The 24,818-nt window shown below is 50.7% G+C and carries 23 protein-coding genes; 8 read left to right on the top strand and 15 right to left on the bottom strand.

Features of this window, described 5'->3' with window-relative positions; translation table 11 throughout:
- Positions 1–57: 57 nt before the first annotated feature.
- Both AC0VZ8_RS03615 and AC0VZ8_RS03610 read right to left on the bottom strand, forming a co-directional pair.
- Positions 58–894, bottom strand: coding sequence for a carbohydrate ABC transporter permease (locus AC0VZ8_RS03615; RefSeq protein WP_071222083.1), 837 nt, complete (start codon positions 892–894; stop codon positions 58–60).
- A complete protein-coding gene (locus AC0VZ8_RS03610) occupies positions 894–1,775 on the bottom strand; it encodes a carbohydrate ABC transporter permease (RefSeq protein ID WP_071222084.1) in 882 nt (293 codons plus the stop codon). The genes AC0VZ8_RS03615 and AC0VZ8_RS03610 overlap by 1 nt, the downstream gene beginning before the upstream one ends.
- A 152-nt stretch (positions 1,776–1,927) precedes the next feature.
- On the opposite strand from AC0VZ8_RS03610, the gene AC0VZ8_RS03605 reads away from it, so the two are divergent.
- From AC0VZ8_RS03605 to AC0VZ8_RS03595, 3 genes are all read left to right on the top strand, one after another.
- On the top strand, positions 1,928–3,712 hold the full coding sequence (locus AC0VZ8_RS03605; protein ID WP_475486064.1) for a cache domain-containing sensor histidine kinase: 1,785 nt from the start codon (positions 1,928–1,930) through the stop codon (positions 3,710–3,712).
- A gap of 1 nt (position 3,713) precedes the next feature.
- Complete coding sequence (locus AC0VZ8_RS03600) at positions 3,714–5,330, top strand: response regulator (RefSeq protein ID WP_260068463.1); 1,617 nt, start codon at positions 3,714–3,716, stop codon at positions 5,328–5,330.
- A 96-nt stretch (positions 5,331–5,426) separates the two neighbouring features.
- The gene (locus AC0VZ8_RS03595; protein ID WP_071222087.1) at positions 5,427–6,191 is read left to right on the top strand and encodes a tryptophan-rich sensory protein; all 765 of its coding nucleotides are present in this window, start codon (positions 5,427–5,429) and stop codon (positions 6,189–6,191) included.
- A 144-nt stretch (positions 6,192–6,335) separates the two neighbouring features.
- Here the strand turns inward: AC0VZ8_RS03595 and AC0VZ8_RS03590 are convergent, their stop codons facing one another.
- From AC0VZ8_RS03590 to AC0VZ8_RS03560, 7 genes are all read right to left on the bottom strand, one after another.
- Positions 6,336–6,716: a RidA family protein gene (locus AC0VZ8_RS03590; protein ID WP_071222088.1), complete on the bottom strand. Its 381-nt coding sequence runs from the start codon at positions 6,714–6,716 to the stop codon at positions 6,336–6,338.
- Between the two features lie 68 nt (positions 6,717–6,784).
- A complete protein-coding gene (locus AC0VZ8_RS03585) occupies positions 6,785–7,459 on the bottom strand; it encodes an NAD(P)H-binding protein (RefSeq protein WP_071222089.1) in 675 nt (224 codons plus the stop codon).
- A 242-nt stretch (positions 7,460–7,701) separates the two neighbouring features.
- Positions 7,702–7,977, bottom strand: a complete 276-nt coding sequence (locus AC0VZ8_RS03580) for a hypothetical protein (protein ID WP_260068466.1) — start codon at positions 7,975–7,977, stop codon at positions 7,702–7,704.
- A 32-nt stretch (positions 7,978–8,009) separates the two neighbouring features.
- Complete coding sequence (locus tag AC0VZ8_RS03575) at positions 8,010–8,213, bottom strand: CsbD family protein (RefSeq protein WP_071222090.1); 204 nt, start codon at positions 8,211–8,213, stop codon at positions 8,010–8,012.
- Positions 8,214–8,461: 248 nt separating this feature from the next.
- Complete coding sequence (locus AC0VZ8_RS03570; RefSeq protein WP_071222091.1) at positions 8,462–8,677, bottom strand: twin-arginine translocase TatA/TatE family subunit; 216 nt, start codon at positions 8,675–8,677, stop codon at positions 8,462–8,464.
- Positions 8,678–8,768: 91 nt separating this feature from the next.
- The gene (locus tag AC0VZ8_RS03565; protein WP_475486063.1) at positions 8,769–9,323 is read right to left on the bottom strand and encodes a RidA family protein; all 555 of its coding nucleotides are present in this window, start codon (positions 9,321–9,323) and stop codon (positions 8,769–8,771) included.
- 19 nt (positions 9,324–9,342) lie between these two features.
- On the bottom strand, positions 9,343–10,947 hold the full coding sequence (locus AC0VZ8_RS03560) for a flavin monoamine oxidase family protein (protein WP_260068468.1): 1,605 nt from the start codon (positions 10,945–10,947) through the stop codon (positions 9,343–9,345).
- A 277-nt stretch (positions 10,948–11,224) separates the two neighbouring features.
- Here AC0VZ8_RS03560 and AC0VZ8_RS03555 point away from each other — a divergent pair, with 277 nt between their 5' ends.
- Positions 11,225–11,476, top strand: a complete 252-nt coding sequence (locus tag AC0VZ8_RS03555) for a MerR family transcriptional regulator (protein WP_071222093.1) — start codon at positions 11,225–11,227, stop codon at positions 11,474–11,476.
- Between the two features lie 23 nt (positions 11,477–11,499).
- Positions 11,500–12,270 (top strand): twin-arginine translocase subunit TatC, encoded by a 771-nt coding sequence (tatC, locus tag AC0VZ8_RS03550; protein ID WP_071222094.1) that lies wholly within the window; start codon positions 11,500–11,502, stop codon positions 12,268–12,270.
- Positions 12,271–12,449: 179 nt separating this feature from the next.
- Here the strand turns inward: tatC and AC0VZ8_RS03545 are convergent, their stop codons facing one another.
- The gene (locus AC0VZ8_RS03545) at positions 12,450–13,955 is read right to left on the bottom strand and encodes an HD-GYP domain-containing protein (protein WP_475486062.1); all 1,506 of its coding nucleotides are present in this window, start codon (positions 13,953–13,955) and stop codon (positions 12,450–12,452) included.
- 651 nt (positions 13,956–14,606) lie between these two features.
- On the opposite strand from AC0VZ8_RS03545, the gene AC0VZ8_RS03540 reads away from it, so the two are divergent.
- Positions 14,607–18,956, top strand: a complete 4,350-nt coding sequence (locus AC0VZ8_RS03540) for a WIAG-tail domain (protein WP_475486061.1) — start codon at positions 14,607–14,609, stop codon at positions 18,954–18,956.
- Between the two features lie 104 nt (positions 18,957–19,060).
- Here the strand turns inward: AC0VZ8_RS03540 and AC0VZ8_RS03535 are convergent, their stop codons facing one another.
- The 5 genes from AC0VZ8_RS03535 to AC0VZ8_RS03515 all read right to left on the bottom strand — a co-directional run bounded on the left by AC0VZ8_RS03535 (position 19,061) and on the right by AC0VZ8_RS03515 (position 23,146).
- Positions 19,061–19,810: an ABC transporter permease gene (locus AC0VZ8_RS03535; RefSeq protein ID WP_071222096.1), complete on the bottom strand. Its 750-nt coding sequence runs from the start codon at positions 19,808–19,810 to the stop codon at positions 19,061–19,063.
- Positions 19,811–20,572, bottom strand: a complete 762-nt coding sequence (locus tag AC0VZ8_RS03530; RefSeq protein WP_071222097.1) for an ABC transporter ATP-binding protein — start codon at positions 20,570–20,572, stop codon at positions 19,811–19,813.
- Between the two features lie 169 nt (positions 20,573–20,741).
- Positions 20,742–21,083, bottom strand: coding sequence for a DUF1048 domain-containing protein (locus AC0VZ8_RS03525; protein WP_071222098.1), 342 nt, complete (start codon positions 21,081–21,083; stop codon positions 20,742–20,744).
- A 71-nt stretch (positions 21,084–21,154) separates the two neighbouring features.
- Entirely contained in the window at positions 21,155–21,475 is a 321-nt protein-coding gene (locus AC0VZ8_RS03520) for a PadR family transcriptional regulator (protein WP_071222099.1), read from the bottom strand.
- A gap of 420 nt (positions 21,476–21,895) precedes the next feature.
- Entirely contained in the window at positions 21,896–23,146 is a 1,251-nt protein-coding gene (locus tag AC0VZ8_RS03515) for an MFS transporter (RefSeq protein ID WP_475486060.1), read from the bottom strand.
- A 281-nt stretch (positions 23,147–23,427) separates the two neighbouring features.
- Between AC0VZ8_RS03515 and AC0VZ8_RS03510 the strand changes: the two genes are divergently transcribed.
- Positions 23,428–23,946 (top strand): sigma-70 family RNA polymerase sigma factor, encoded by a 519-nt coding sequence (locus tag AC0VZ8_RS03510; protein ID WP_071222101.1) that lies wholly within the window; start codon positions 23,428–23,430, stop codon positions 23,944–23,946.
- Positions 23,943–24,791: a hypothetical protein gene (locus tag AC0VZ8_RS03505; RefSeq protein ID WP_475486059.1), complete on the top strand. Its 849-nt coding sequence runs from the start codon at positions 23,943–23,945 to the stop codon at positions 24,789–24,791. The genes AC0VZ8_RS03510 and AC0VZ8_RS03505 overlap by 4 nt, the downstream gene beginning before the upstream one ends.
- Positions 24,792–24,818 lie beyond the last annotated feature (27 nt).

The raw sequence follows: 24,818 nt of genomic DNA, 5'->3' as shown, positions 1-24,818 counted from the left end.
TCGTTAAATCAGGGATTATATTGATCTGTGAGGGGGAAGGAATTGACCGATTGGCGGCTATCCCTTCACCGCTCCTTGCGTAATGCCCTCAATGATGTATTTCTGCATGGCCAGGAAGAAAATAATGACCGGCATGATCCCCAGCACCAGCGCCGGCAGAGCCAAATCCCACTGCTTGGTATATTGCCCAAAAAAGGCGAAGGTAGCAATCGGAATGGTCCGAAGCTCTGCGGACTGCAGGATCAGGGATGGCAGCAGGTAGTCATTCCATATCCATAGGGTGTTCAGGATGATGACCGTAACGAACATCGGCTTCATCAGCGGGAATACCACCCGGAAGAATACGCCGTATCCGCTGGATCCATCCACGGTTGCGGCTTCTTCGATCTCCATCGGGATCGATTTCACGAAGCCATGGAACAGAAATACGCTTAGCGGAACTCCGAAGCCCAGGTAACAGATAATGAGCCCGTACAAGCTGTTGTTAATGCCCATCGTTGCCGTCACTTTCACGAGCGGAATCATGATCGATTGAAACGGAATGACCATCGCCGCCACAAACAGCGCAAACATGATCTGGTTAAAGCGCGTGTTCCGACGAACCATCTGATACGCGGTCATCGCACTTAACATCGCCAGCAGCAGATTGCTGGCTACCGTAACGACCAGCGAGTTCCAGAACGCCTGCGGGAAATTGGTGATCTCCCACGCCCGTGAATAGTTGCTCCATTCAAGGGTGGTCGGAAGTCCTGCCGAGTCCGTCAACAGATCGCCGAAGGTTTTGACAGAGTTCACGAACAGGAAGTAGAACGGAACCAGGAAGAGCAGGGCTACGACGACCATAATGATCTCGGTAACCATGGTGTTCAGCCGGTATTTTTTCGTGGTCTCCATTACGCTTCAACCTCCTTGCTCTTCGTGAATCGAACTTGCAGACTTGTTATGATGGCAACCACGATGAAGAAGATGACCGCTTTCGCCGTTCCGAGCCCGAGACGGTTATTCGTATAAGCCTCGTTGTAAATATTCATGGCCACCGACTCCGTGGAGCCGAACGGTCCGCCTTTAGTTAAGGACAGGTTCAAGTCGAACATTTTGAAGGACCAGGAAATCGCCAGGAACAAACATACCGTAACCGCTGGCATAACGAGCGGTATAATGATAGACCGCAGTACCTGCCCTCTGCTCGCGCCGTCGATTTCGGCTGCCTCCAGAATATCCTTCGGCACGTTGTTGAGCGAGGAGATGTAGATGACCATCAGGTAACCTGCCGTCTGCCATACGAAAACGATTACAATTGCCCAAAAGGCAGTTCCCTTCGTACCGAGCCACGGCAGATTGAAAAATCCGAGGTTGGTGGCATTACCGATCGCTGCAAACCCTTTGACAAAAATAAACTGCCAGATAAAACCGAGCAGCAGGCCGCCGATGACGTTAGGCATGAAGAAAATCGTCCGGAGCACGTTCCGTGTCTTAAGCGGCTTGGTCAGGAAGTACGCCAGTAAAAATCCGAGCAGATTCGTAAGGATGACGCCAAGCACCGTAAACCGGGTTGTGAACCAGAAGGCATCACGGAATTTATCATCATTGGTAAAAATGGTAACAAAATTATCAAAGCCGACAAAGTCGATTTTGCTTGACACGCCATTCCAGTTCGTGAAGGAATAATAAAGACCCAGAAGGAACGGAATGATCATGATCAGGATGAAAAAAATAGTGGAAGGTCCCACGAAAAGAAACTGCTGCAGCAGCGCCGAAGATTTTTTTCGATTCATCCCTTGATCTCCCCTTTTCGTTTAAGTTGTTGTATGATGTACAGCCATTATGCGGTAACCTGTAAACAATAAACACGGAGAATCATGAACCGTTAGGTGTAAAATATTGACCATACGCGATGCCCAATCCATAACTCAGGGGGTGATCCTATATGAAATACCGCAGCATCCAGACCCGGCTGATCACATTCATGCTCGCTGTCACAACCATTCCGCTCCTGCTCTCGCTGTTCATTACGTTTACGCATACCCGCGAGTCCGTGAAGGAGCAGACGGTGGATGAAAATATACGATTGATTTATCAGGGAGCCACCAATCTGATGAACTATTTGCGCGGCATCGACCGCGCCTCCCTGTCCGTATATTCCGATCCCCATTTTCTGCGCAATCTTGCCTTAGATCCCGATAATCACCGGGTTGTAGCCGAGCTGTATACAACCTTGCAGGCCATTCAAACGGGCACGCAGGACGTGCATCAAATTTATCTGCATAATAATTTAACGGGACAGTCCACCCAGATATCTAGTAATCTCCCTCGTAGGGAATTCCGTCAGGAGCCCTACCGTAAAATAGAAGAATTCGGCCCGGGCAATACGGCCATCGAGCCCGTCCATCAGGTGCACAGTTACGGGTTCCCTCCGCGGCCTGCGGACATTTTGAATTTTGAAGTTTTCACCTTCTATCGATCCATCACCAATGTGCCGTCACCCGACCAATATGCCCTTATGGCGATCGATGTGAAACTTGACAGTATTTTGGCCATTTGCGATCAACTGTATGCTAAAGGGGAAGAACAGCTATACTTGATTGATGACGAGGGAAGCATCATCTACGGTCCGGATCCGCAGCAGAGAGGGCAAAGTTTGGACGACCCTGTGCTCATGGGCGAAATCGCTCAAGCGGATAATGGATATTATGACGGCGAAGACGCGATGATCGTCTACGAGAAGCTCGATTTGCCTTACGCTCCTTGGACGCTTGTCAAACAAATCCCGCATCAAACGTTGTACAAACATTCGACAGAACTCACGAGCATTAACGCGATTATTGCGATATTAGCACTGTTCGTTGTCATATTCGGCACGCTATGGATATCCATTCGGATTACAAGACCCATTAAACAACTCACAAGCTATATGAATCAGGTGAAAACCGGGCGGCTTGACGTGGATATTGACGTTACAAGCCCGGACGAGATCGGGATTCTCTCCCGCCGCTTCCGAACGATGATGGACACCATCAACAACCTGATCCTGCGTGAGTACCGGCTGGAAATCGCCAATAAGACCAATCAGCTGAAGGCACTCCAGGCGCAGATTGATCCGCATTTCCTGTACAATTCGCTCCAGTCGATCGGTACCCTGGCCCTGCAGCATAATGTGCCGCGAATCTATTCCCTGCTCTCATCGCTGGCGAATATGATGCGCTACAATATGCGCAACAGCGAGGGCAAAGTGACCCTGCAGGATGAGATCAATCATGTGCGGCTGTATCTTGAGCTGCAGAAGCAGCGGTTCCGTGACCAGCTGGACATCACATGGGATTTGGATCCCGAGAGCCTTACGACTCCGGTTCCAAAGATGATCCTGCAGCCGATTGTTGAGAATTATTTTAAGCATGGCATGAATACGCACGCCGGCGTCGGCCATATATCCATATCTTCCCGCATCTCGGAAGATCGCCGCTTGATCGTCATCGTTGAAAATAACGGGTCCTCCATCGAAGAGGCCGAGCTCGCCTTGATTCGCAGCAAGCTTGCGACCGCTTACGGCCACCCTGACCGGAACGATGCCGGCAATGAATCGATTGGGCTCTTAAATGTATTGATGCGATTGAACTTATACTCCGACAACAAGGCCGGATTAACGATAGAGAATGTAGTACCACACGGCGTCAAGGTCACGCTCGATATCAACGCATGGGAGAGTGAACAGTAGAATGAGAGTATTGATCGTAGATGACGAACAGCATGTGCGGGAGGCTATAGGGCTTCTGGCAGACTGGGAGCAGCATGGCGTCACGGAAATTGATCAGGCCGCTGACGGGGAGGAAGCGGTCCGCTTAATCGAGGAGAACAAACCGCAAATTGTCATGACCGACATGCGAATGCCCCGCAAAAACGGACTGGAGCTGCTTACCTGGCTCCATACTACGAAACCGGATATTAAAGTGCTCGTCATTAGCGGATATGATGATTTTGAATATGTGCGTCATACGATCCGTTCGGGAGGCATTGACTATATTCTCAAGCCCGTTGAACCGGACAGCTTGAACGAAGCGCTGGCCAAAGCGGTTCAAACCTGGCAGCTCGAGGAAGAGAAGCGGCAGCAGATTACTAACCAGAATATCGAAATGAATCAGATGACCCCTTTCTATATGGACCGCCTGCTCTCGGATCTGGTTAACGGCTACGGCAACAGGGACAGCGTGGTTTCTCAATTGCGGAACCGGATGACGCTGCCGGTAACCGGCATGATCTATAACGTTGCCGTCCTACGCGATGATCAATTTGACGAAGCTTTGCTGTCCAAATTCCGCAACAGGCGCCATCTGCTATCCTTCACGCTCATCAATATTTGCAATGAACTGTTGATGGATCAGGGGGTTGCCTTTCGACATATCGACAAGCCCGGTGAAATCATGATCCTCTGTTGGAATCCGCGGCTTCCCTTTAACGACGTACTGGATCGAATCAATGACGGGTTCTTCTCCACCCTTCGGAGGCGAAGCCATTTCGGTGCCGCCAGAGCAGACGCCTTTCCCGAAGATTTGCCGAAGGCTTATCTAAATGCCGCCCAAGCTTTGTGCAGCCGCAATCTATTAACCGGCAAATCCCGTATCCATCGCGAACGCGCCGTTGAAAGCGATGGCTCGCGCACCCTGCGGCTCTCCTCCTACGAGGAGAAATTCAAACTGGCTGCGCTTAGCAGGAGCAAGGAGCGCATTGAGGCAGCCACGGAAGAATGGCTGCAAGATGTGAGAGAGAGGGATCTCGTATCGCCGGAGCATCTGGCGAGATGGAATTCGGAGTGGGACTGGATCCAGTATCATTGGACGGAAAATGAAGTGAAAAGCACGCAGGAGCCCATCGAAGACGCTGAAATCTCGCAGGACCTCCCCTCCCCGCTTCCTTACAGCGAGGAGGGAATGATCTGCTGGGATCGCTGGCGCGAACAGATCAGCGGAAGGCTGTATGCAGCATCCCGGGTTCTTACCCAGATTCATTCCAAGGACAGTCACATCATTCATGATATTGCCCACTATTTGGAGCAGCACTATCATGAGGAGATTTCCCTTCAGCAAATTGCGGGGAAGTTCTTTCTTAGCAGGGAGTACATTTCGCGAAAATTCAAGCAGGAATTCGGTGTAACGCTATCGGATTTTCTCGGGCGGATTCGTATCGACAAAGCCAAAACGCTGCTGCTCAATCCCCAGATCCGGATCGCCCAAATCGCGGAGATGGTTGGTTACCAGGATGAGAAGTATTTCAGCAAAGTGTTCAAAAAAATGGAGGGTTTAACGCCCAACGAATACCGCAAGAAACCTATGAGTTAAGTGAAGGGGCGGTGCCCTTTTCTTGGCTGCTGGCTCGATATTCATTCTTTTGGGTATATTCTATATATTCCAGACTGATATCAGGAGGAGATTATATTGTACCGCAACAACCCGTACCGCTGGTGGAATCTGCTGTTTTTCGCCGGTGTAATTGCCGTGAATGTGTTATCAGGCATGCTGCCGCTTGGCGGCAGAACAACCGGGGAGATATCAGATATGTATTATACAGCGATCACTCCCGCAGGATATGCCTTTTCCATATGGTCCGTCATCTATGTGCTGCTGTTCTTTTTTGTCATCTATCAGCTGCGTCGTGACACCGGAAACCGCGATTCGGTAAAATCCATCGGTCCATGGTTTATCCTCAGCTGCGTATTCAATATGGCATGGCTTATTTTGTGGCACTATTTGTATATTGAATGGTCTGTCGTGGTGATGTTCCTGCTGCTGTTAACCCTATGGGTTCTATACGTACGCACGCATACAATCGACTATCCAACGTCAGGGGAAAAGTTCTGTCTGAAATTTCCGTTCAGCCTATATATCGGCTGGGTATGTCCTGCCTTTATCGTCAACGTCGGAATCGTGTTTCAGAAGAATGACTGGAGCCTCTTCGGCCTGCGCGAAACCACTTTGGGGATTGTGCTGCTCTGCATCGGTACATTACTCGCCATATGGATCGGCCAGCGTTACCGGGACAGCATCGTGCCGCTGGTCTTCACCTGGGCTTACATCGCCATCGCGGCCGAGCATCGGGAAACCGACAGCATCTTAATGACCGCCTTTGTACTCTCTATCGTCCTGTTTGTATATGCCATATGGCTCTTCTTTACGCGCAATCGGAGAAGATCTCGATATTAAACCGAGCCTTAACGAAAAGCTTCCCTTGCTCGTCTATGTGATTAGTTCGCACCCTTTTCAATATCGCTAAAAATCAATAGAGCATAAAAAAAAGGGAGCTTTGCCTGCATTGGCAAAGCTCCCTTTCACATATGATCATATCGCTTATGGCTTAACGGCGATGACTTCAATCTCAACCAGTCCGTCCTTCGGCAAACGAGCAACCTCAACGGCGCTGCGAGCAGGGTAAGGCTCGGAGAAGAAGCTGCCGTACACTTCGTTAACCGCTGCAAAATCATTCATATCCTTCAAGAATACGGTAGTTTTCACCACATGGTCGAGGCTTGTCCCGGCTGCTTCAAGGATCGCCTTCACGTTGCTAAGAGACAGCTTCGCCTGCTCCTGAACTCCCTCGCCGAATTCACCCGTTTCCGGATTCAGGCCGAGCTGGCCTGAGGTATAGACGAATCCGTTGATTTCTACAGCTTGGCTGTAAGGTCCGATAGCTCCCGGTGCTTTGTTGGTCGATATGATATGTTTACTCATGGTTTGTCACCCTTTCTATGTATTCCTATCTGTGTACATTGTAATCTGCCACGGGTGCTCTGGCAAATTTATTCAGCGGCCTCGCCGAGAACATGAATGACTTCATTGGTGTATACATGGCGGCCTTTCATATCCGTTAAGCCGATATTCACCATCGACTTGGCTACTTTCCGCGCGGGTATGGCCCGATATGGAGCCAGCTTCGGACCTTTGAATGCAAAGTCGAGGGAAGTCATGAGAACCGATGCCACCCGCTCTCCAAACCGCCGCTCGGGCCGCTCGCCCAGCAATAATGACGGTCTGAACAGATGCAGCCCCCGAAAACCAATCCCGGCCAGCTTTTCTTCAACCTCACCCTTGGTGCGAAGATAGAAATTACGAACCTTCGGATTAGCGCCTGCGGAGCTGACCGCCATAAATTGTCTCACCCCGTGCCGCTTAGCCAACTCCGCTGTCTTGATGACATAATCCACATCCACTTTACGGAACTGCTGCTGGGACCCTGCTTTCCTGATCGTGGTTCCCAGGCAGCAATACACGCTGTGGACGCCTGAGAAAGCTTCGCTGTATCGATCCAGTTGATCCCATTCTACCAAGATGGGCTTCAACTGGGGATGCGTAATATCAGGCAGACTTCGTACCAGCACGCGAACCTCTTCAAGCTCCTCGCGTCCCAGCAGTTCTTCGGTTACCATACGCCCCACAAGCCCTGTGGCCCCGACTACAAGTGCAACCATTCCCACCTCGCCCCCTCCCTCCGTTCATGATATAAAATATGAATGACATGAAAGGCCTCTGCCCCCGCTCTTCTATGCAGCACGAAGCACTCTCCGCCCTAAATGGGATGATCAAACTTCCTTTTGACCTCATTCTACACCGCATCAGACCCAAGTCAATATGACTTTTTAAATATAAAACTCACATGAAATTCTCATGGCTCAGTGCCCGGACATCCAAGCTTAAAAAGGCAAAAAAAGAGCGCAAATCAGGCTCGATTTGCACTCTTTCTCCAAGCGGTTATGAAGCTGGTCAGCGGTTTCCACTCCCTGCGGAGCCAGCCGGAGGATTCGGCAGCTTCCTCCGCCATAAGCCCCGCGGTGGACGATGCCGCCTGCTGACTGTCTGTGACAGGGAGAACTTCCTCATTCATCATCTCATAGTATCCCAAATGATAGGTGCTGACCATGTCTCCGTGTAAGGTAAACACCTTGCCGTCACGAATATCGATCACCTTGCCGGTCACAACCCGGGATTCCAACATGATTCGTTCTGCCTCCCTTATCGTCCTTTAGACTAGTCGCGGTATCTTGCACTCCAATCGGTATATTCACGCTCCGCCGCATCCTTCGTATGTCCGTAACGTTCCTGCAGCTTGCCAACCAATTTATCCTTCTGGCCGTCGATCACATCGAGATCGTCATCCGTCAATTTGCCCCATTGCTTCTTCGCTTCACCCTTCATCTGTTTCCATTTCCCTTTAAATACGTTGCTATCCATAAATATCAGCTCCTCTTAGAGTAATGAATGATGAAATGTAGAATTGCCTGTACTTGTGTATACCCCTCAGGAGTTTCTCTGAATCCTGGCAAAGGATGTCATCGCTAAGTTTCAGTCCTTGCATTGACCTCAAAGTCCAAGCATTCAAAAAAGCTGTCTCCATGGGCTACAGCAGCTCCACGGGACAGCTTCATTTGTACATACATATCCAATCTCATAGTGCTGAGGGCTGGATGAAACGGCCCTGATCACCCTTTCAGTTTGATGACCGCTCCCTCCCTTTCCCTCTCCTTGCCCTTTTCCTCTTCCTTATCTTCCCCAACCAAGTCTCTGGCGGAAGCTTTGAATTCAGACAATGTGCGGCCCACCGCCCGGCCAAGCTCCGGCAGCTTGGAAGGACCGAACAGAATGAGCACAACAATCAGGATCATCATCAATCCGACAAAGCCAACATTTTGAAACATGGAACCCAACTCCTTTAATATGTGATGGTGACCGTTCTTTTGTGAAAGCCAGCGGCTATTCGATCAGCCGACTACGTGGAACAAGAACAATTTACTTTTTCTTATCCTTGCCAGGGTATACGGCTACGGCTTCAATCTCAATCAACCAATCGGCATTCACGAGGCTCGCTACCCCCACGGTAGAACGCGCAGGCTTCACGGGATTCTCCTTCGTATTGAAAAACTGGGCGTATGCGTCAAACCAGCCGGTATAATCAAAAGCTCCGTTCTTGGCTGCATCCGGGGTTAAGTACACTCTCAAATAGACGACATCCTTCATCGTCAACCCCTGCTCCTTCAGTTGTTTCTCGATTTCCTTCAGGATGCCGATCCCTTGGGTTTTGGTATCGCCATAGCGCTCATAAACCGTCTTGCCATCCTTGTTCAGCAAGGGCGGAACCGTCCCGCTTGTATAAAGATAGGAAGCCCCTTCGGGTATGATAACGCCGCTGGAAATAGAGGATGTAGGACTGCCGTAAAATTTCGGGGCGGGCGAAGCTTTGGTCGGCTTCTTATAGGCGGAGGAGCTGTCGGCATGCGCGGCGGTTACACTCACCGCACTGATCAGCATGGTCAGCGCCAGGATCGTCTTCAGTTGATTTTTCATGGAATCGTCTCCCTTCGTTTTACGCTTTCATTACGCGTTGATGGATGTCGGTTACGACCTCGCGGGCGGACTCAATGGCCCCTGCTTGCCAAGCCGTGATGTAGCTGATGTGCTCCCCTGCCAAGTAAATACGGTTATCCGGCTTGCAGAGGGTAGGGTAGTAGGTTTTCCTGTCGTTGGCGGAATAGGATACCCAGCCGCCTTCCTGGTATTTAGTCCTTTTCCAGTCGATGGAAAAGGATGCCTCGAACTCCTTCGGATACTGTGGATGGATCTTGGCGCCTTGCGTCAGCGCAAGGCGCTCGCGCTCGGCATACGACATGGCTCCGAGTTTATCGGCAGTGCCCCCGTATGCGTAGTAGCCGAGCAGAATCCCCTTCTTTCCAAAATAGTCTGTCGGAGGGTAGTAGATTTGCGTAATGTCCATATTCGTCAAGCTGCTGCCGCCATATAAATATTCGTCTTCTTCCCAAAAACGCCGTTTGAACTGCAGGCCGATTTTACCTGCAGAGGCGTAACCGACGCTGCTGATCGCTTTGGACATCTCAGGCGAGAAATCGGCCGGAATCTTCTTCAGCACCGTCAGCGGTATGGTGCAGATACAGTAATCGCCGCGGATTTCTTGCTCTCTGGCGGAATGGCCGTCCGTGTACACGATCCTCACACCGGAAGAGGACTGGCGAATTTCCTTCACCTCTGCCCGGTACTTGATCCGGTTGCCGATTCTTTTCTCAAATGCCTTGATGATGGCGTCCATGCCGCCTACGGGATGAAACATCATCATCTGCTGGTCGTAACCGTACTCGTTGCTGAAATATTTGCCGAAGCCGGAATTGATGATCGCCTTCAAATCGAATGGATCCCGGAGCACACCGGCATCCAGGCGGCTTCCCGGCTCATCCTTATACCCGCCGCGCTCGGAACCCTTGTAAAACAGATCCGGATTCAGATCTCCTTCGATCTTCAGATAATCCACCAGCTTCAGCTTCTCTTCCGCTGTCAGCGGCAGATCCAGCGCATTTTGATTCACGGCTTTGGCGAGCATCTCGGCCACGTAACCGCGTACGTCGGCTTTGGCTGCACGCTTGGGGACACGCTGCCCGGATAAAGCCCCCACGTTCTCGTTATAGTAGTAGCCGCTCTCATTCACATTGTTGAATGGCTCGATGGCTACGCCAAACTTCTTGCAATAATCCAGCGTGACGTGAAACTGCGGAATCCGCATCGGGCCTGCATTGAAGTACAGCCCGTTATCAAAGCGGGAGGTCTGACGGCCAAATCCGATCTCCGCAACGGAGGTTCCTTTGCGGATCGTCCAGTTGCGCCCGCCGGCAAAGCTTTTGGCTTCCAATATCGTGCAGTCGTAACCTGCCAGACCGAGCTCATACGCTGCCGTCAAACCCGCGATTCCTGCGCCGAGAATAACAATCTTCTTGCCGCCGCGGCCGCTTAGATTCAGGTCATTTTTTCCGGGAGGCGTATATTCCGCTGCTTTCAACGTTTCCGGCGTAAGGAGCCCCATCGTACCCATCAAGCTGAAGACGGCGACAGATCCACCCACCTTGCCAACAGTCGTCAGAAATTGCCTCCGGGTCATCTCTTTTGGTTGTTCTTTTGTAGCCACCCTCGTTCACTCCTTCGCTAGTTTGTGATTGGATTCATGAGCCGATCTTAGCAGAGAAAATAAGGTTTGGCTTAAATTTTGTTAGGTTTTCTTACACTGTTTTTTTATTTTTGAAAAATGATTGCTTTTTCACCTTCTTTTTCATAAAATCATGTCATAAATCCTTCCAAACAAAATGGAATCGCCAGAATTATTGCCGTTTTATCTTCTTCGATTTTAATCTCAAGCCAGGAACAATAGCTTAGGGTTAACAATACTTACATAGGAGGTAAAGATTATGGAGAGTAAGGTGATGAGTATTGGGGTTGTTTGCGAACTGACCGGCTTGACGGAACGGCAAATTCGGTATTACGAGGAACGAAAGCTTATATTTCCGGAGCGTACGAAGGGAGGAAATCGTCGATATTCTTTTGAGGATGTGAAAAGCATCCAGGAAATCCATCAAAAAATGCAGGAGGGATTTAATACATTTGAACTGAAGGAATTGAACAAAACGAAAAAACAGCGCTGCACGCCCATCTTCCGATGATGACCGAAGGAGTGACGAAACCTATGGAGTTCAAGAGTACCATGACGCTGCTCGAGCACATCGCCGAACTAAGAAAACGGATCCTACTGGTAGCTGCCGTCTTCATCCTGAGCATGGCTGCAGGCCTCATTGCCGCCCCTCATGTGTTATCCATGTTAAAGCATCACTCACCGGCCTTTCAGGTAACCTGGAACGTGTTCTCGCCTTGGGACGGACTGCGCATCTATATGAGCATAAGCATCGTATTATCGCTGCTTCCTACCCTGCCGTTTGCCCTTTATCAAATATGGCTGTTTGTCAATCAGGGACTGAACAACCGCGAGCAGAGAGCGGCCCTACGGTTTATCCCATTCTCCGCGTTATGTTTTCTAATAGGGGTTGCCTTTGCGTACTTTGTCGTTTTTCCAATGAGTCTTGCATTTACGACAGGAATCAACAGTCAGATGGACCTTGTCGAAACGTACGGCGTTGCCCAGTACTTCGGATTCATGTTCAATATCATCATCCCGCTCTCCCTTGCCTTCGAGCTGCCCGTTGTCGTCCTGTTTCTGACGCGAATAGGAATATTAAGCCCGGCTATCCTGCATACGATGAGGCGCTATGCCTACGTCGTTCTGGTGATCATTGCGGCGCTGATCTCGCCGCCCGATCTCGTATCTCACCTGATGGTTGCCATCCCGCTCATCGCCCTGTATGAGATCAGCACATGGCTGGCAAGCTGGATGCATCGCAAACAGAAGCATGTGAACCATGAAGAAAGCACGGAAATCGATACGGTTCACCAGATGATCTAATTTCCGTATTCACTCCTAGCCGACTCTCGGAGCAGCACGAGTATAAATTTAATTGGCTGCCCTAGGGGCAGTGATATTTTAACGACAGGCGCACAAAAAAGAGGCCGTTTACCTGCACAGGTACGGTCTCCTTCTCATTCCTATCCATAGAATCAGCGCGATTCCCTGCTTACTACCTACTAGCGGATCGTAATGACCTTCTTCTCCGCTTTCATATATTTAACGAATATGCCCGCATAATCGGGATCCCACTGGGTTCCCCTGCCGGCTTCCAGTATGTTCAAGGCATCCGCTGATTTCATGCCGCTGCGGTACGGCCTGTCCGACGTCATGGCATCATAGGCATCGGCCACGGCAATAATCCGTCCAAACAACGGAATCTCCTTCCCCTTCAACCCGTCAGGGTACCCGCCTCCATCATAGCGCTCATGATGGGACCGTACCCCTTCCAGATAAGGAGCCATGGCATCGGCAGGCTCGATCTGCAGCAGAATGTTCTCTCCTTGAGCCGGGTGGGCCTTTACCTGATCGAACTCCTCTGCCGTCAGTTTCCCTTCCTTCAGCAAAATATTGTCCCGAACCCCGATCTTGCCGATATCATGCAGCAATGCCGTCTTGTGCAACAAATCTACCTGCTCTTCGCTGAGTCCCGCCAGACGGCCAATTAACACCGAATACTCCGCTACCCGAAGCGAATGTCCGGCCGTGTAAGGATCTCTGGCATCCAGCGCCGCTGCCAGGGCGGCAAAATAACTGTCCAGCAGCTTGCGGTTTCGCTCCTCGCGCACCTGCAACCCGCGAACCATCATATTGAAACCCGCGATCAGATTGGAAAATTCATCAGAATAGAGATTGGAGGTCTGAATCAGACGCCCCTCCTTAATCTCATTCATCGCCCGGTAAAGCTGCCGGATCGGCCGCTGTAAATCCTGGGTCAAGAGCCAGGCGCCGATATAAGCAAAACCGACGCCAAGCAGCAATATAAATCCCGCCCAGCCCCAGTACTGCTGAGCTACGATCTGACTGAGCCCCTCCAGACGAATCTGGACCGCCAGACTAAACAGAAACAGCGGAAAAGTGCCGATTAGCATCGAGCTGAGCAAAAATTTTGTCCGAATCGCCATGAATACATGGCCCTCAAGGGAGAAGTCCACGCCATAACGAGATAACGCCTGCCGCCGAATCTCCTTGATCAAAGGGCGAATGGCGGCTATCGTCAGAAAAAATTCGATCATGGCATGACAGCTGGCTAGCAGGACCGCCCCCAGGCAAGCCAGCCATATATAGAACGGCGGAAAATTCAGTTTGCCCTGCTCCATCATCCAAACCGTCAGCAGAATGGCCGGGAGCGACAAGCCGAGCAGATGAGGTCCGAATATACGGTATACCGCCAAACGCGGCATACGGTGTATGCTCAAATATGCTTTTTCCAACGTTTCCAAATCCGTATGGCCTTCATGAAACCCCGCGTGAATCGGTCGTAAATGCCGAAGAAAGACGGTCAGCTCGGACGCAATCATCACCATGAATGAAATGGTCAGTATGACCACAAGGCGCGCGCCTTCCTCAATAGGAATTTCCAGAGTCGTTACCATTAATACGCCACCCACAACAAGCACAGCTGCAATGGACCCGATCATATAGTTCCGGATTAGCTGTTTAAGAAAAGACTTATACAGTTGCATCGTTCGCCTACTTTCATTAACAGATAATAAACATCGGCAAGGCAGGTGTGAATCCGAACGTATTCGACATGATGCTACAACTTAAGATCCCAACAGCAGAATTTGCAAGAAAAAACTGTTAATATGAATATCGTTGGATTTCCAGAAAAAATCAAGCGTTTTTGCATAACATTCTAATATACATTTGAATATCTTTGCTTATTACGAGTACCTGTGCTATAATAAGTAATTGTTACATGAAGTTTAACCCCGTTAGTTCCTCGAAACATGGTTATTTACATCTCTGTTGAAGTGCAAATTCCTATTTTATGACCCTAAGAGTAAGAGTTTTATGGAACGGATTTCTGATTCACACTGGCGCGGTCATCGGAGCCGCAAGGACGAAAGAGAGGCAGGGCTTTTGTCGTTTTAGAAGCAAAGATTCTTGAAGAAACTTCAAATACGGAACCGACTGTACAGCCGTTACCGGCCGTCAGGGGTTAAATTTTATATGTGCTTTCTAGCGCTCAATCAAGGACTCGGCCTTTGGCCGGGTCCTTTTCCATCTTACGCTGCCCTTTCGTTTGTCGAATCCCAAAAGACCAGTGACAGTCGCCTAAACGGATGCATATGATACCGAAGACGATGAGTATTCGGAAGGAGCGTGTTGTTTTGAAGAAAAAGAAGAAAAGCCCATCATCTTCCTCTTCCCAGCCCTACAGGGTAGATCCCACTACGAGGGAACTCGATCTGCTCGAGCGAAATAAAGGACGCAGCCCAAAAAAAGATAAAGATGCCCACATTCTTTCAGCAGCAACCATTATGGATCTGGATGAGGATCTTATCGGCATCATGGAAATAAAACAAGAAGAAAAAGAAAACAAAGAAAATACCCCATTATCGATATCTGACGAAGCTTCCAGCTTACCAACAGAAGAGGCTGTAGCCGCTGACACCCCGACCGTGCCTACCGATCCCCCCTCCCTTCCCGAGATGGAGATCGAGCATGTGCAGTTGATCTTGGAAAAGGAAATGCCTGAACTTAAGGGCGCATTCATATATACAGAGGACATAGGGGAATATGCGGTAACCGAAAGCCGGATCGCTTCGAGAGCGGTCACAGCATCCAAGCTGTCGCGTGGTGCCGTCGGGCCTGAAGCCATACAAGACTACAGCATCACCAGTCTGCACCTTGCCGACGAAGCCGTGACCTCAGGAAAAATCGCGCCATTATCGGTCACGGGTGAACATCTAATGGATGGCATCTTATCTACGCGCAAGTTTCGAGACGGTTCCGTGAATGCCAGCAAGATCAAGGATGGCAGTATAACCTCGCAGAAGCTGGCAGACCACGCCGTAGTTAGCGACAAAATCGCGGATGGGGCTATTACCGCACGTCATCTTCAACAGCTTCTCGTGACAACCGACCTGCTTGAAGACCAAGCGGTTCAAGGAGACAAAATCGCATCCAGCGCCGTAGAAACCCGACATCTCGCTAATGAGAGCGTCCATAGCTCCAAGCTTGCAGAGGATGCAGTCACTTCGACCAAAATCCGTGAAGGTGCCGTAACAGGGAAAAAAATCGCCGATGATGCCATTTCAGCGTCCCACATAAAACCGCAAAGCATCGAAAGCAAGCATTTGGCAAGCGAAGCTGTAACTGCAGAGCATATTGCTGCCGGCAGCATCGGGTCAGGCCTAATTGCAGATGGTGCCATCAATGCCGGACATATTGAGGATGGCTCGCTCAGCGCCCGCCATTTAGCGGACGGAGCCATAGGATCAGAGCAAATCCGGCCTGGCTCTATCGGTTCCGATCAGATCAGCATCAATGCAGTATCCGCCCGCCATCTGGCTGATTCCAGTGTCACAAGCTCCAAGCTTGCCGATCAATCCGTCCATACGGTGAAGCTGGTGGAACAGGCGGTGACGGCTTCGAAAATCGCGGATCAGAGCATACTTCCTAACAAAATTGCCAATGAAGCCGTCCAAACGCGCCATCTGGCTAAGGATACGGTGGAATCAGACCAAATTGCATCGGATGCCATTCAAACCCGGCATCTCGCTGCGGATGTAGTAAACGCCGAGCACATTGCCGAGGGCAGCATCATATCTAAGCATTTCGCGCCTCAAAGCGTCATAGGGAGCGCCATTCATCCCAAAACGATAGCGGAGCAGCATCTGGCTGACGGAGCGATCGGAAAACAGCATCTTCAGCCCGCATCCGTCGGAGAAGAGACGCTGGCCCCTGAGAGCGTGACAAGCCAAAAGCTTGCGCTTGGATCGGTTGGCGGAGCCATTATTGCTAAGCATGGCGTAACCTCCGGCAATATTGCCAGTGAGGCCATTCAGCAGCAGCATCTGTCAGGGGGCAGTGTAGGCGCCGAAGCTCTGCAAAACGGTGCGGTTCGCGAGCAGCATCTGGCCGATGGCTCTATTGCCAGCCGTCATCTGCAGAAGGGAAGCGTACGGACTCAAGCGCTCGCCCAGGGTGCGGTAACGACAGATAAAATTGCCGCAGGCAGCATCGTGGAGTCCTCGATCGGCGATGGGGTTATTGCGCCTCGACATCTGGGGGACCATGCCGTAACCTCACCGAAGCTGTCTCCGGAAAGCGTGACCACGGATAAACTGACAGACCTTGCCGTAACTTCTAATAAACTGGCTGAGAGCAGTGTCTCTGCTGGCAAAATAGCTCCAAAGGCCGTTCAATCCACTCATCTCTCTCCGAGTGCGGTGACTTCCGAAGCAATTCAGAACAAGGCCGTTACTTCGGAAAAAATCGCTCCGCAAGCTGTAGAGGGCGCACATCTGGGACTGGAATCCATCCTGGGCAAACATATCGTGCAGGAAGCCATTCATGGTTATCACTTGAAGAAAAAATCCATCATGTTAAGCCATTTGGCCGATGAAAGCCGCTCGGCGGAAGCGTTGTTTGCCGACGGCAGCATACCGGGCGTAAAAATCGGGTCACAATCGATTACGGAAGCCCATCTCTCGCCTTCGTCGGTCTCGGGAGCCGCGCTGCAGGCGAACGCCGTGAGTGGTGACAAGATCAAGCCTCTCTCCATTTCAGCAGTGCATCTGCAAGAAGCAAGCGTCCAGTCTGACCATCTGGGCGTGGATATTGTGAGGTCACAGCATATGGATGAAGGATCGGTGACTGGCCGCCATCTTGCTTCCGGCTCTGTCAATGCCCGGCACATTCAAGCCGAAAGCATAGAGTCCGCACATATCACGAACGACGCTGTCCTTCCTGAGCATATCGCCGGAGAGTCGATCCAGAGCGGACATCTTGCCGAAGGCGCTGTGAGCTCCAAGCATATTGAATTATTCTCGATTCAAAGCCATCACCTGGCGCCGTACTCGATCAACGCTGCGCATCTTGGAAATCAGTCTGTCGGTCATGTCCACCTGCAGCCGGACAGCGTTGGCGTCGATCAATTGCAGCCGGGGGCCGTAAAATCGAGGCAGCTGGCGGAGGGTGCCGTTCTTCCCCATCACCTGCAAATTTCCAGCATCGGTTCGCAGCATATCGAAGCCGGCGCAATCACAACGGAACTTGTGCAGGACGGTGGAATTACAGGCAGCAAGATTGCTGACGCTTCCATCACTAGCAAGCACATTGCTGACGGCTCCCTGACTGGAGCGCAAATTGCCGACGGGGCCATCGGATGCCGCCATCTCGGGCCGGATGCCTTCAACAACTTCACGTTAGCCGAAGGATCGGTTACTGGCAGTAAGATTGCTGAGGCTTCTATCACTAGCACGCACATTGCTGACGGCTCCCTGACTGGAGCGCAGATTGCCGACGGAGCCATCGGCAGCAGGCATCTCGGACCGGATGCCTTCAATAACTTCACGTTGGCCGAAGGCTCAGTTGACGGCAGCAAGATTGCTGAGGCTTCCATCACTAGCGCGCACATTGCTGACGGCTCCGTCACTGGAGCGCAGATTGCCGACGGAACCATCGGCAGTAAGCATCTCGGGCCGGATGCCTTCAATAACTTCACGTTGGCCGAAGGATCGGTAACTGGCAGCAAAATTGCTGAGGCTTCCATCACTAGCGCGCACATTGCTGACGGCTCCGTCACTGGAGCACAGATTGCCGACGGAACCATCGGCAGTAAGCATCTCGGGCCGGATGCCTTCAATAACTTCACGTTGGCCGAAGGATCGGTAACTGGCAGCAAAATTGCTGAGGCTTCCATCACTAGCGCGCACATTGCTGACGGCTCCGTCACTGGAGCACAGATTGCCGACGGAACCATCGGCAGTAAGCATCTTGGACCGGATGCCTTCAATAACTTCACGTTGGCCGAAGGCTCAGTTGACGGCAGCAAGATTGCTGAGGCTTCCATCACTAGCGCGCACATTGCTGACGGATCGCTGACGGGCGCGCAAATTGCCGACGGAACCATCGGCTGCCGGCATCTCGGACCGGATGCCTTCAATAACTTCACGTTGGCCGAAGGCTCAGTTGACGGCAGCAAGATTGCTGAGGCTTCCATCACTAGCGCGCACATTGCTGACGGCTCCGTCACTGGAGCGCAGATTGCCGACGGGGCCATCGGCAGCAGGCACCTCGGACCGGATGCCTTCAATAACTTCACGTTGGCCGAAGGATCCATTGATAGCGATAAGCTTGCAAACGGCGCCGTCACAAGCGCCCATCTGGCCGACGGAGCCGTTACCGGACAACAATTGGCTAAAGGCGCCGTAACGGCAGAACATTTAAGCTTTGCGCCAATACGCAGCGCAGCCGGCCAGCCGAAGCTGCAGCAATTCGGCATGACGCCTTTTGTATTTGGAGCTGAAGCCTTGACCGAGGTGACCGTCCAATTCGAGGAGGCTTTTGCTGGGATCAACTATATCATTGTAGGAATGAGCAACAATCCTGGCTTCCAGATTTCCTTGAAATCCCAGCGGGAGGATGCCGCCGTCCTTGAAGTAAGCCGCCAGCCTAACTGCAATCTCGCCTATGGTTTCATGTCCTGGATTGCAATCGGCCCTTCACGATAACGCCATAGCAATCCAAATAAAAGAGGCCCTCCCCTGATAACAGGGGAGGGTCTCTTTCAGACTACCGGCTGACTATTGAAATGGCGAATCTCATCATGGTGTACTTACCCTAACTGGCGTTTAAATTGTTTACTGGCGAAGAAGTAAGCGATGACCATGATGCCGACGCACCAGCCAAGCGCAACCCAGATCCCGTTCCCAACAGACCCTTCATACAAGAGGGAACGAATCGTATTCACGATCGATGTCACGGGTTGGTTCTCAGCGAACGCCCGAACAATTTTAGGCATGGTTTCGGTGGGAACAAAGGCCGAACTGATAAACGGAAGGAAAATCAGTGGGTACGAGTAGGCTGTCGCCCCTTCCATAGACTTCGCTGTCAATCCAGGGATGACCGCCAGCCATGTCAGCGCCAGCGTAAACAGCCCTAGTATCCCGGCTACCGCGAGCCAATCCAGGATACTCGCGCTTGAACGGAAGCCCATCAGCAGCGCGACGAGGAAAACCACCACGACAGTAAGCGCATTAGAAACCAGCGAAGTCAACACGTGAGCCCACAATATCGAAGAGCGCTTGATGGGCATGGTAACGAAACGCGCCATCAACCCGCTTTTTATATCCGTAAACAGCCGCAGTGAAGTGTAAGCGACGCCGGATGCGACAGCCATCAGCAGGATTCCCGGCAATAAATAATTGACGTAGTTGTCCGTACCTGTCTCTATGGCACCGCCAAATACATAGACAAACAGCAGCATCATCATAATCGGCGTAATCGCCACCGTGATAATCGTATCCGGGCTGCGCAAGATGTTGCGCATTAAACGCCCTAGTAATGTCCCTGTTTTGTTTTTCATTTACATCGCCTCCTTGTTGCCGATGATCGCGAGGAAAATTTCCTCCAATGTCGGCTGCTTCTCAATGTACTCCACTTTCGCCGGCGGGAACATCGCTTTGAGTTCGGCAAGCGTACCGGTCGTGATGATTTTTCCGCTATGCAGGATGGCGATACGGTCCGCCAGCTGCTCAGCTTCCTCCAGGTACTGGGTCGTCAGCAAGATGGTCGTGCCGCCGCCGGCAAGCTCCTTGACGGTATCCCAAACTTCAATTCGCGCTTCGGGGTCAAGCCCTGTCGTCGGTTCGTCGAGAAAAATGACGGCTGGCGTCCCGATCAAGCTCATGGCGATGTCAATCCGGCGCTTCATCCCGCCGGAATACTGGTCTGCCCGGCGATTAGCCGCATCGGTCAGGCTGAATCTTGCAAGCAGATTGTCGGCAACTTGAGCAGGATTGGAAACTCCCCGCAACTTGGCGATCATCATCAGGTTTTCCCGCCCGGTGAGCATGCCGTCCAAAGCTGCAAACTGCCCTGTCAGACTGATGCTCTGGCGGACATGATCCGGTTGACGCTGGACGTCAAAGCCGCAAATACCTACTTCCCCGCCATCGGGCTTCATCAGCGTCGAGAGGATATTGACTGTCGTTGTCTTGCCCGCTCCATTGGAGCCCAGCAGTGCGAAAATTTCGCCGCGCCGCACCTCAAAATCTACCCCCTTTAAGACTTCTTTGTCTTTAAAGGATTTTTTTAACCCTTTTACAGAAATCGCTGCATTTCTCATATTTTATCCTCCTTATAATAAGCGCCTTGCTGAGCTGGATTGCCTACACTCATCTATTTAGTAAGACTGATAATCCGTATGACTTACTACCGGGTCAAAAATTAACTGAATAGCGAAGGCGGTAATTCACATTTGATAACCAGCTAATCAGTCGTATTATCTATTGGAGTTATTTTTTTCCCAATCGGTTCAAGATATCCTGATTCAAATCTTGCCGATACTTGGCTACATAGGTTTTAGCGTTTGCCACTAGTTCGTCGGCAAAGGACGCCACGTCTTCACCAGTGATCTCCAGCACTTGTCTGCCATCGGCCGCACCAGCTTCGAACAACTCGATTAATTCATACTGCATGTGCAGCATATCCATCCCGTTGCCCGTTGAGAAATTCCACATGTAGTTTTGAATTTTCTTAAATACAAACTGGTAGTCCTCTGGCAGGGCTTCAACCCGTGCCATCATCATTTTGTACTCCTTTTTCTCACCAATCATTTTTTTGAACATTTCCATCATATTATTTTTTCCTCCTTTTATATAAAGCTGAACAAGGCACCACACAATATCGGACGGAATATCTTATGAAGCTAATTTGACTTCAAGACGTTGATTTTGGATGATAAGAAATCCCATTTTTCCCAAAACAATTCAAGCTCCTGACGGCCAGCCTCATTAAGTGAGTAAAACTTGCGCGGCGGCCCCATGTCTGACGGTTTCTTTTCAATGTTCACCAGCTTTTTCTTTTCTAACCGCACGAGTATGGTGTAGACCGTCCCTTCCACGACTTCGGTAAAGCCAAGCTCGTTCAGACGGCGGGTAATCTCATAGCCATAGGTTTCACGGCGGCTGATGATTTCCAGCACGCAGCCTTCCAGCGAACCCTTCAGCATTTCAGTTAAATTTTCCATATTCGAAAGCCTCCTTTATTTCGTCCCTCCCCTATTCAGTATTACCTATATTCAGTATAACATAGTACTAAGGGAAATTTTTACTTAATAGCATTTGGAAAACATGCTATTAAGTATTACTTATTACATGTACATTGTAATACTAAGTAGTAGGGGATGTCAACAATTTCTTTAAAATATTTTTGCAACCTCATTGCTCAGTGTGTCGGTATTCAGTGTGACCTACTACAGGTATATCGTAATACGTAGTAGATGGATTGTCAACCGGATTTTCGAAATATTTTCAAAACCAGTATTGCCCCGCGATTATTAAGGTTTCACGTTCAGTAAACCGTATTGATGATGCTTGCTGTAGCTTGTGTCCGGATCCATTTATGCATGCAAAAAAAGACGAGCCTTAAGCTCGCCTTTTTTTAATGATTATTCGATGCCGATCCGTCCTTGTTCTAGCCCCTCCCCTGACTCCGGCAATCTCGTTCGTATCCGTAATGCGTAGCATCCCGAGATGAACAGCACCGTGGCAGCGATGATATACGTAGCCCGAACGCCAAATTCATCGGTTATGAACCCAAACAACAGGGTGGATAAGCCGAATACCAGCGAAACTAGCGCGCTTTGGGCAGCGTACACTTTCGGCAATACATGGACAGATATGCCCCGCTGCAGTGTAGTCTGAAGCGAGACTGCCTTAAGCTGTTCAAAAACGCCGAAGCCTGCCGAGAACACCAGGGCCAGCCAAGGCACCGAGGTCAATCCAAAACCGAACGTCATGATACTGATGCCGAAGGAAGAGCAGATGACGAACTTGCGGATGTTGCGGTCGATCAGCCCTGCGCCTCTCATGCCAAACAGTCCGCCCAGCATAAGTCCCAGGAAAAAGCTTGCGTTGATATATCCCCACCATGCCTCTTCCCTTTGCAGCACATCGGCTACATACACGTAGATGGTCGCCGCGATCCAAATCACGCCCGCCATCGTCTCCAATACATAAATCACATGAATCGCCCGAATAGAAGGCTGTTTCCAAATGAGTGTCCAGCCTTCCTGAATGGAACGCCAATTCGAAACGCGCGCCTTCTCTTTCTGTTCCGGAGAGGATTCATGCCGATCCTCGATCATCTTCATGCAGACAGCGGCTGCCAGGGCCAGGGCAAAGGTCAGCCATATCACGTTGCTTCCGCCCAAGGCTGCGACCAGCAGTCCCCCAACGGCCCAGCCTCCCAGTTGGATCAACTGATCCACGATGGCAACAAAGCTGTTCGCTTTCGTCAGCTCAGCGGCATCCACCAGACGCGGCAGCATGGCATGACTTGCAGGTGCAGCCCAGCCATCGAGCAGAGAGATGAGGAATACGAATCCGAGGATTGCATAGACCGTCGCCTCCTGCTCTCTCAGCACATAGCAGGTTACCAACAACAGAAACAGCATGGCCGTTTTTCCGATCTGAGACGAAGCAAGCAGTGACTTGAGGCTGTATTTATCCATCAATACGGGTGCAAAGCTCCCGCTTATAAACCGTGCCATCGTCGTGAGAAAGGGTACCATGGCCATCAGCATGGCAGATCCTGTAATCTTATGGATCATAGCCATCAGACCGACAATGTAAAATAAATCGCCGCTATTGGCGAGCGCCTGACCGATCCAGAGATATTGAAAAGATTTCCTTTCCATCTTTCTACCCCAATTCTGTATTTAGTTGTATGGGTTAGGGTAGAAAAACCTACATGTTCTGGCCTCCGTACATTTTATATGGTTAATATAGTAACACCGTTAAGGACTTCTGTTAAGTTCATGGACTTTTTTTATCCCCGGTTAAAACTATTTGGCCTCCTCCACGGTCTAATGATCAGTCAAGCGCACTCAAGTACTTGAGCATGATCCAATCCGGCCAATGAATGAATAGATGAAACGAATTCGTGCCATGACAATATTACTAGTGCTAGTAGTTAGGGGTGAGTGAACTGAGAGCGAAAGAGTCGAAGCAGCAACAGTTCAGCGAAAATATGGAGAAATGCAAAAACAAGTTATACCGGGTAGCCTATTGCTATGTCAAAAATGAACAGGAGGCACTGGATATCGTCTCCGAGGCAACCTATAAGGGATATCTCGCTTACGAGCGGATGAACACGCCGCAGTATTTTGATTCCTGGATGACCCGGATCGTTATTAACGCTGCCATTGACCATCTCGGTCGCAAGAAGCGGGTTACTTATATGGAAGATCAGACGCAGGACTATGCAGCCGCAGAGCATGCCGTACCGCTGGAAGAGAAGATGGATCTGTACGATGCGCTGGACAGACTGCTGCCGGAGGAGAAAACCTACATGATTTTGAAGTTTTTTGAAGACCTGCGCTTTCGAGAAATGGCGGATGTGTTATCCGTATCCGAAAGTACCGTCAAGACCAGGTTTTATCGTATTATCGGAAAACTAAAATCATATCTAATCGAGGGAGAGGTCGATAGCCTATGACAGGAAAAGAACGCTACGAACACATTGAAATCCCCGCCCAGCTAACCGGCGTTATCGATGCTGCACAGAAAAAGGCGGCTGCCCGCAAACGCTCCATACGCTTGACGAGATACTCTTCCGTTGTTGCAGCTGCCGTTGCCCTGCTATTCGTGGTCAACATCCCGACGGTGGCCAACGCCTTATCCAAAGTTCCTGTGGTGGGCAGCATCGTTCAGGTTCTGCAGTTCGGGGGCGGAGGCGAGCGGACCGACGGCGTTACCGTGGGCACGGAAGCTTCCGAAGACGTATTAAAAATTCAATTTGACCAGGAAGGCAAGTCCGTTTCCAGTGTCCCGGCCTACACGGTGGATCATCGGGATGCGCCAAACCGTCTGATCTTCACGTTTAACGGAGTACGAAATTTTGATTATGAAACCCTCAAGAAAGACATGCTGGCTCTGCCGCTGGTGAAGGATGTCTATGAGAATGTGATTCTGGACGACTCGGCCATGCGTTTTGTCGTTGAACTGAAGGATGGCGTGAAGCATACCGTATCCGAATATAAAGACCCCGGCTATATTGAGCTGAAGCTCACTTCGACCGGAGAGCCGGTCACCCCGCGCGAGGTCTTCTATATCCGCAGTGAAGCCATGCCGCAGGGGGAATCCCTCGCCATCCTTGAAGAGATTTATATGGAAGACGACGTGACCTTCATTAAGACGGCCAGCAACGACTTCCTCGCGGTCATCGGCGGGTTCGATACCCGCGAGGAAGCCGAGCAGAAGCTCGGCGAAATTTCGGCCCGCGACAGCTACGGCGATGATCTGCGCATCGACAGCTGGATGAGTAATGAACGCCCGAACTAACCGGTAACGCGAAAAAAAGCACCGCTC

This window comes from Paenibacillus sp. QJM3NY_38, assembly GCF_056173265.1.
Note: the sequence above shows the minus strand (reverse complement) of the source record. Positions and strands in the feature narration are given on the sequence as shown.

Coding starts and splice junctions, on each gene's coding strand:
- AC0VZ8_RS03615 (WP_071222083.1), bottom strand. CDS start 894: ATGGAGACCACGAAAAAATACCGGCTGAACACCATGGTTACCGAGATC.
- AC0VZ8_RS03610 (WP_071222084.1), bottom strand. CDS start 1,775: ATGAATCGAAAAAAATCTTCGGCGCTGCTGCAGCAGTTTCTTTTCGTG.
- AC0VZ8_RS03605 (WP_475486064.1), top strand. CDS start 1,928: ATGAAATACCGCAGCATCCAGACCCGGCTGATCACATTCATGCTCGCT.
- AC0VZ8_RS03600 (WP_260068463.1), top strand. CDS start 3,714: ATGAGAGTATTGATCGTAGATGACGAACAGCATGTGCGGGAGGCTATA.
- AC0VZ8_RS03590 (WP_071222088.1), bottom strand. CDS start 6,716: ATGAGTAAACATATCATATCGACCAACAAAGCACCGGGAGCTATCGGA.
- AC0VZ8_RS03580 (WP_260068466.1), bottom strand. CDS start 7,977: ATGTTGGAATCCCGGGTTGTGACCGGCAAGGTGATCGATATTCGTGAC.
- AC0VZ8_RS03575 (WP_071222090.1), bottom strand. CDS start 8,213: ATGGATAGCAACGTATTTAAAGGGAAATGGAAACAGATGAAGGGTGAA.
- AC0VZ8_RS03570 (WP_071222091.1), bottom strand. CDS start 8,677: ATGTTTCAAAATGTTGGCTTTGTCGGATTGATGATGATCCTGATTGTT.
- AC0VZ8_RS03565 (WP_475486063.1), bottom strand. CDS start 9,323: ATGAAAAATCAACTGAAGACGATCCTGGCGCTGACCATGCTGATCAGT.
- AC0VZ8_RS03555 (WP_071222093.1), top strand. CDS start 11,225: ATGGAGAGTAAGGTGATGAGTATTGGGGTTGTTTGCGAACTGACCGGC.
- tatC (WP_071222094.1), top strand. CDS start 11,500: ATGGAGTTCAAGAGTACCATGACGCTGCTCGAGCACATCGCCGAACTA.
- AC0VZ8_RS03545 (WP_475486062.1), bottom strand. CDS start 13,955: ATGCAACTGTATAAGTCTTTTCTTAAACAGCTAATCCGGAACTATATG.
- AC0VZ8_RS03535 (WP_071222096.1), bottom strand. CDS start 19,810: ATGAAAAACAAAACAGGGACATTACTAGGGCGTTTAATGCGCAACATC.
- AC0VZ8_RS03530 (WP_071222097.1), bottom strand. CDS start 20,572: ATGAGAAATGCAGCGATTTCTGTAAAAGGGTTAAAAAAATCCTTTAAA.
- AC0VZ8_RS03525 (WP_071222098.1), bottom strand. CDS start 21,083: ATGATGGAAATGTTCAAAAAAATGATTGGTGAGAAAAAGGAGTACAAA.
- AC0VZ8_RS03520 (WP_071222099.1), bottom strand. CDS start 21,475: ATGGAAAATTTAACTGAAATGCTGAAGGGTTCGCTGGAAGGCTGCGTG.
- AC0VZ8_RS03515 (WP_475486060.1), bottom strand. CDS start 23,146: ATGGAAAGGAAATCTTTTCAATATCTCTGGATCGGTCAGGCGCTCGCC.
- AC0VZ8_RS03505 (WP_475486059.1), top strand. CDS start 23,943: ATGACAGGAAAAGAACGCTACGAACACATTGAAATCCCCGCCCAGCTA.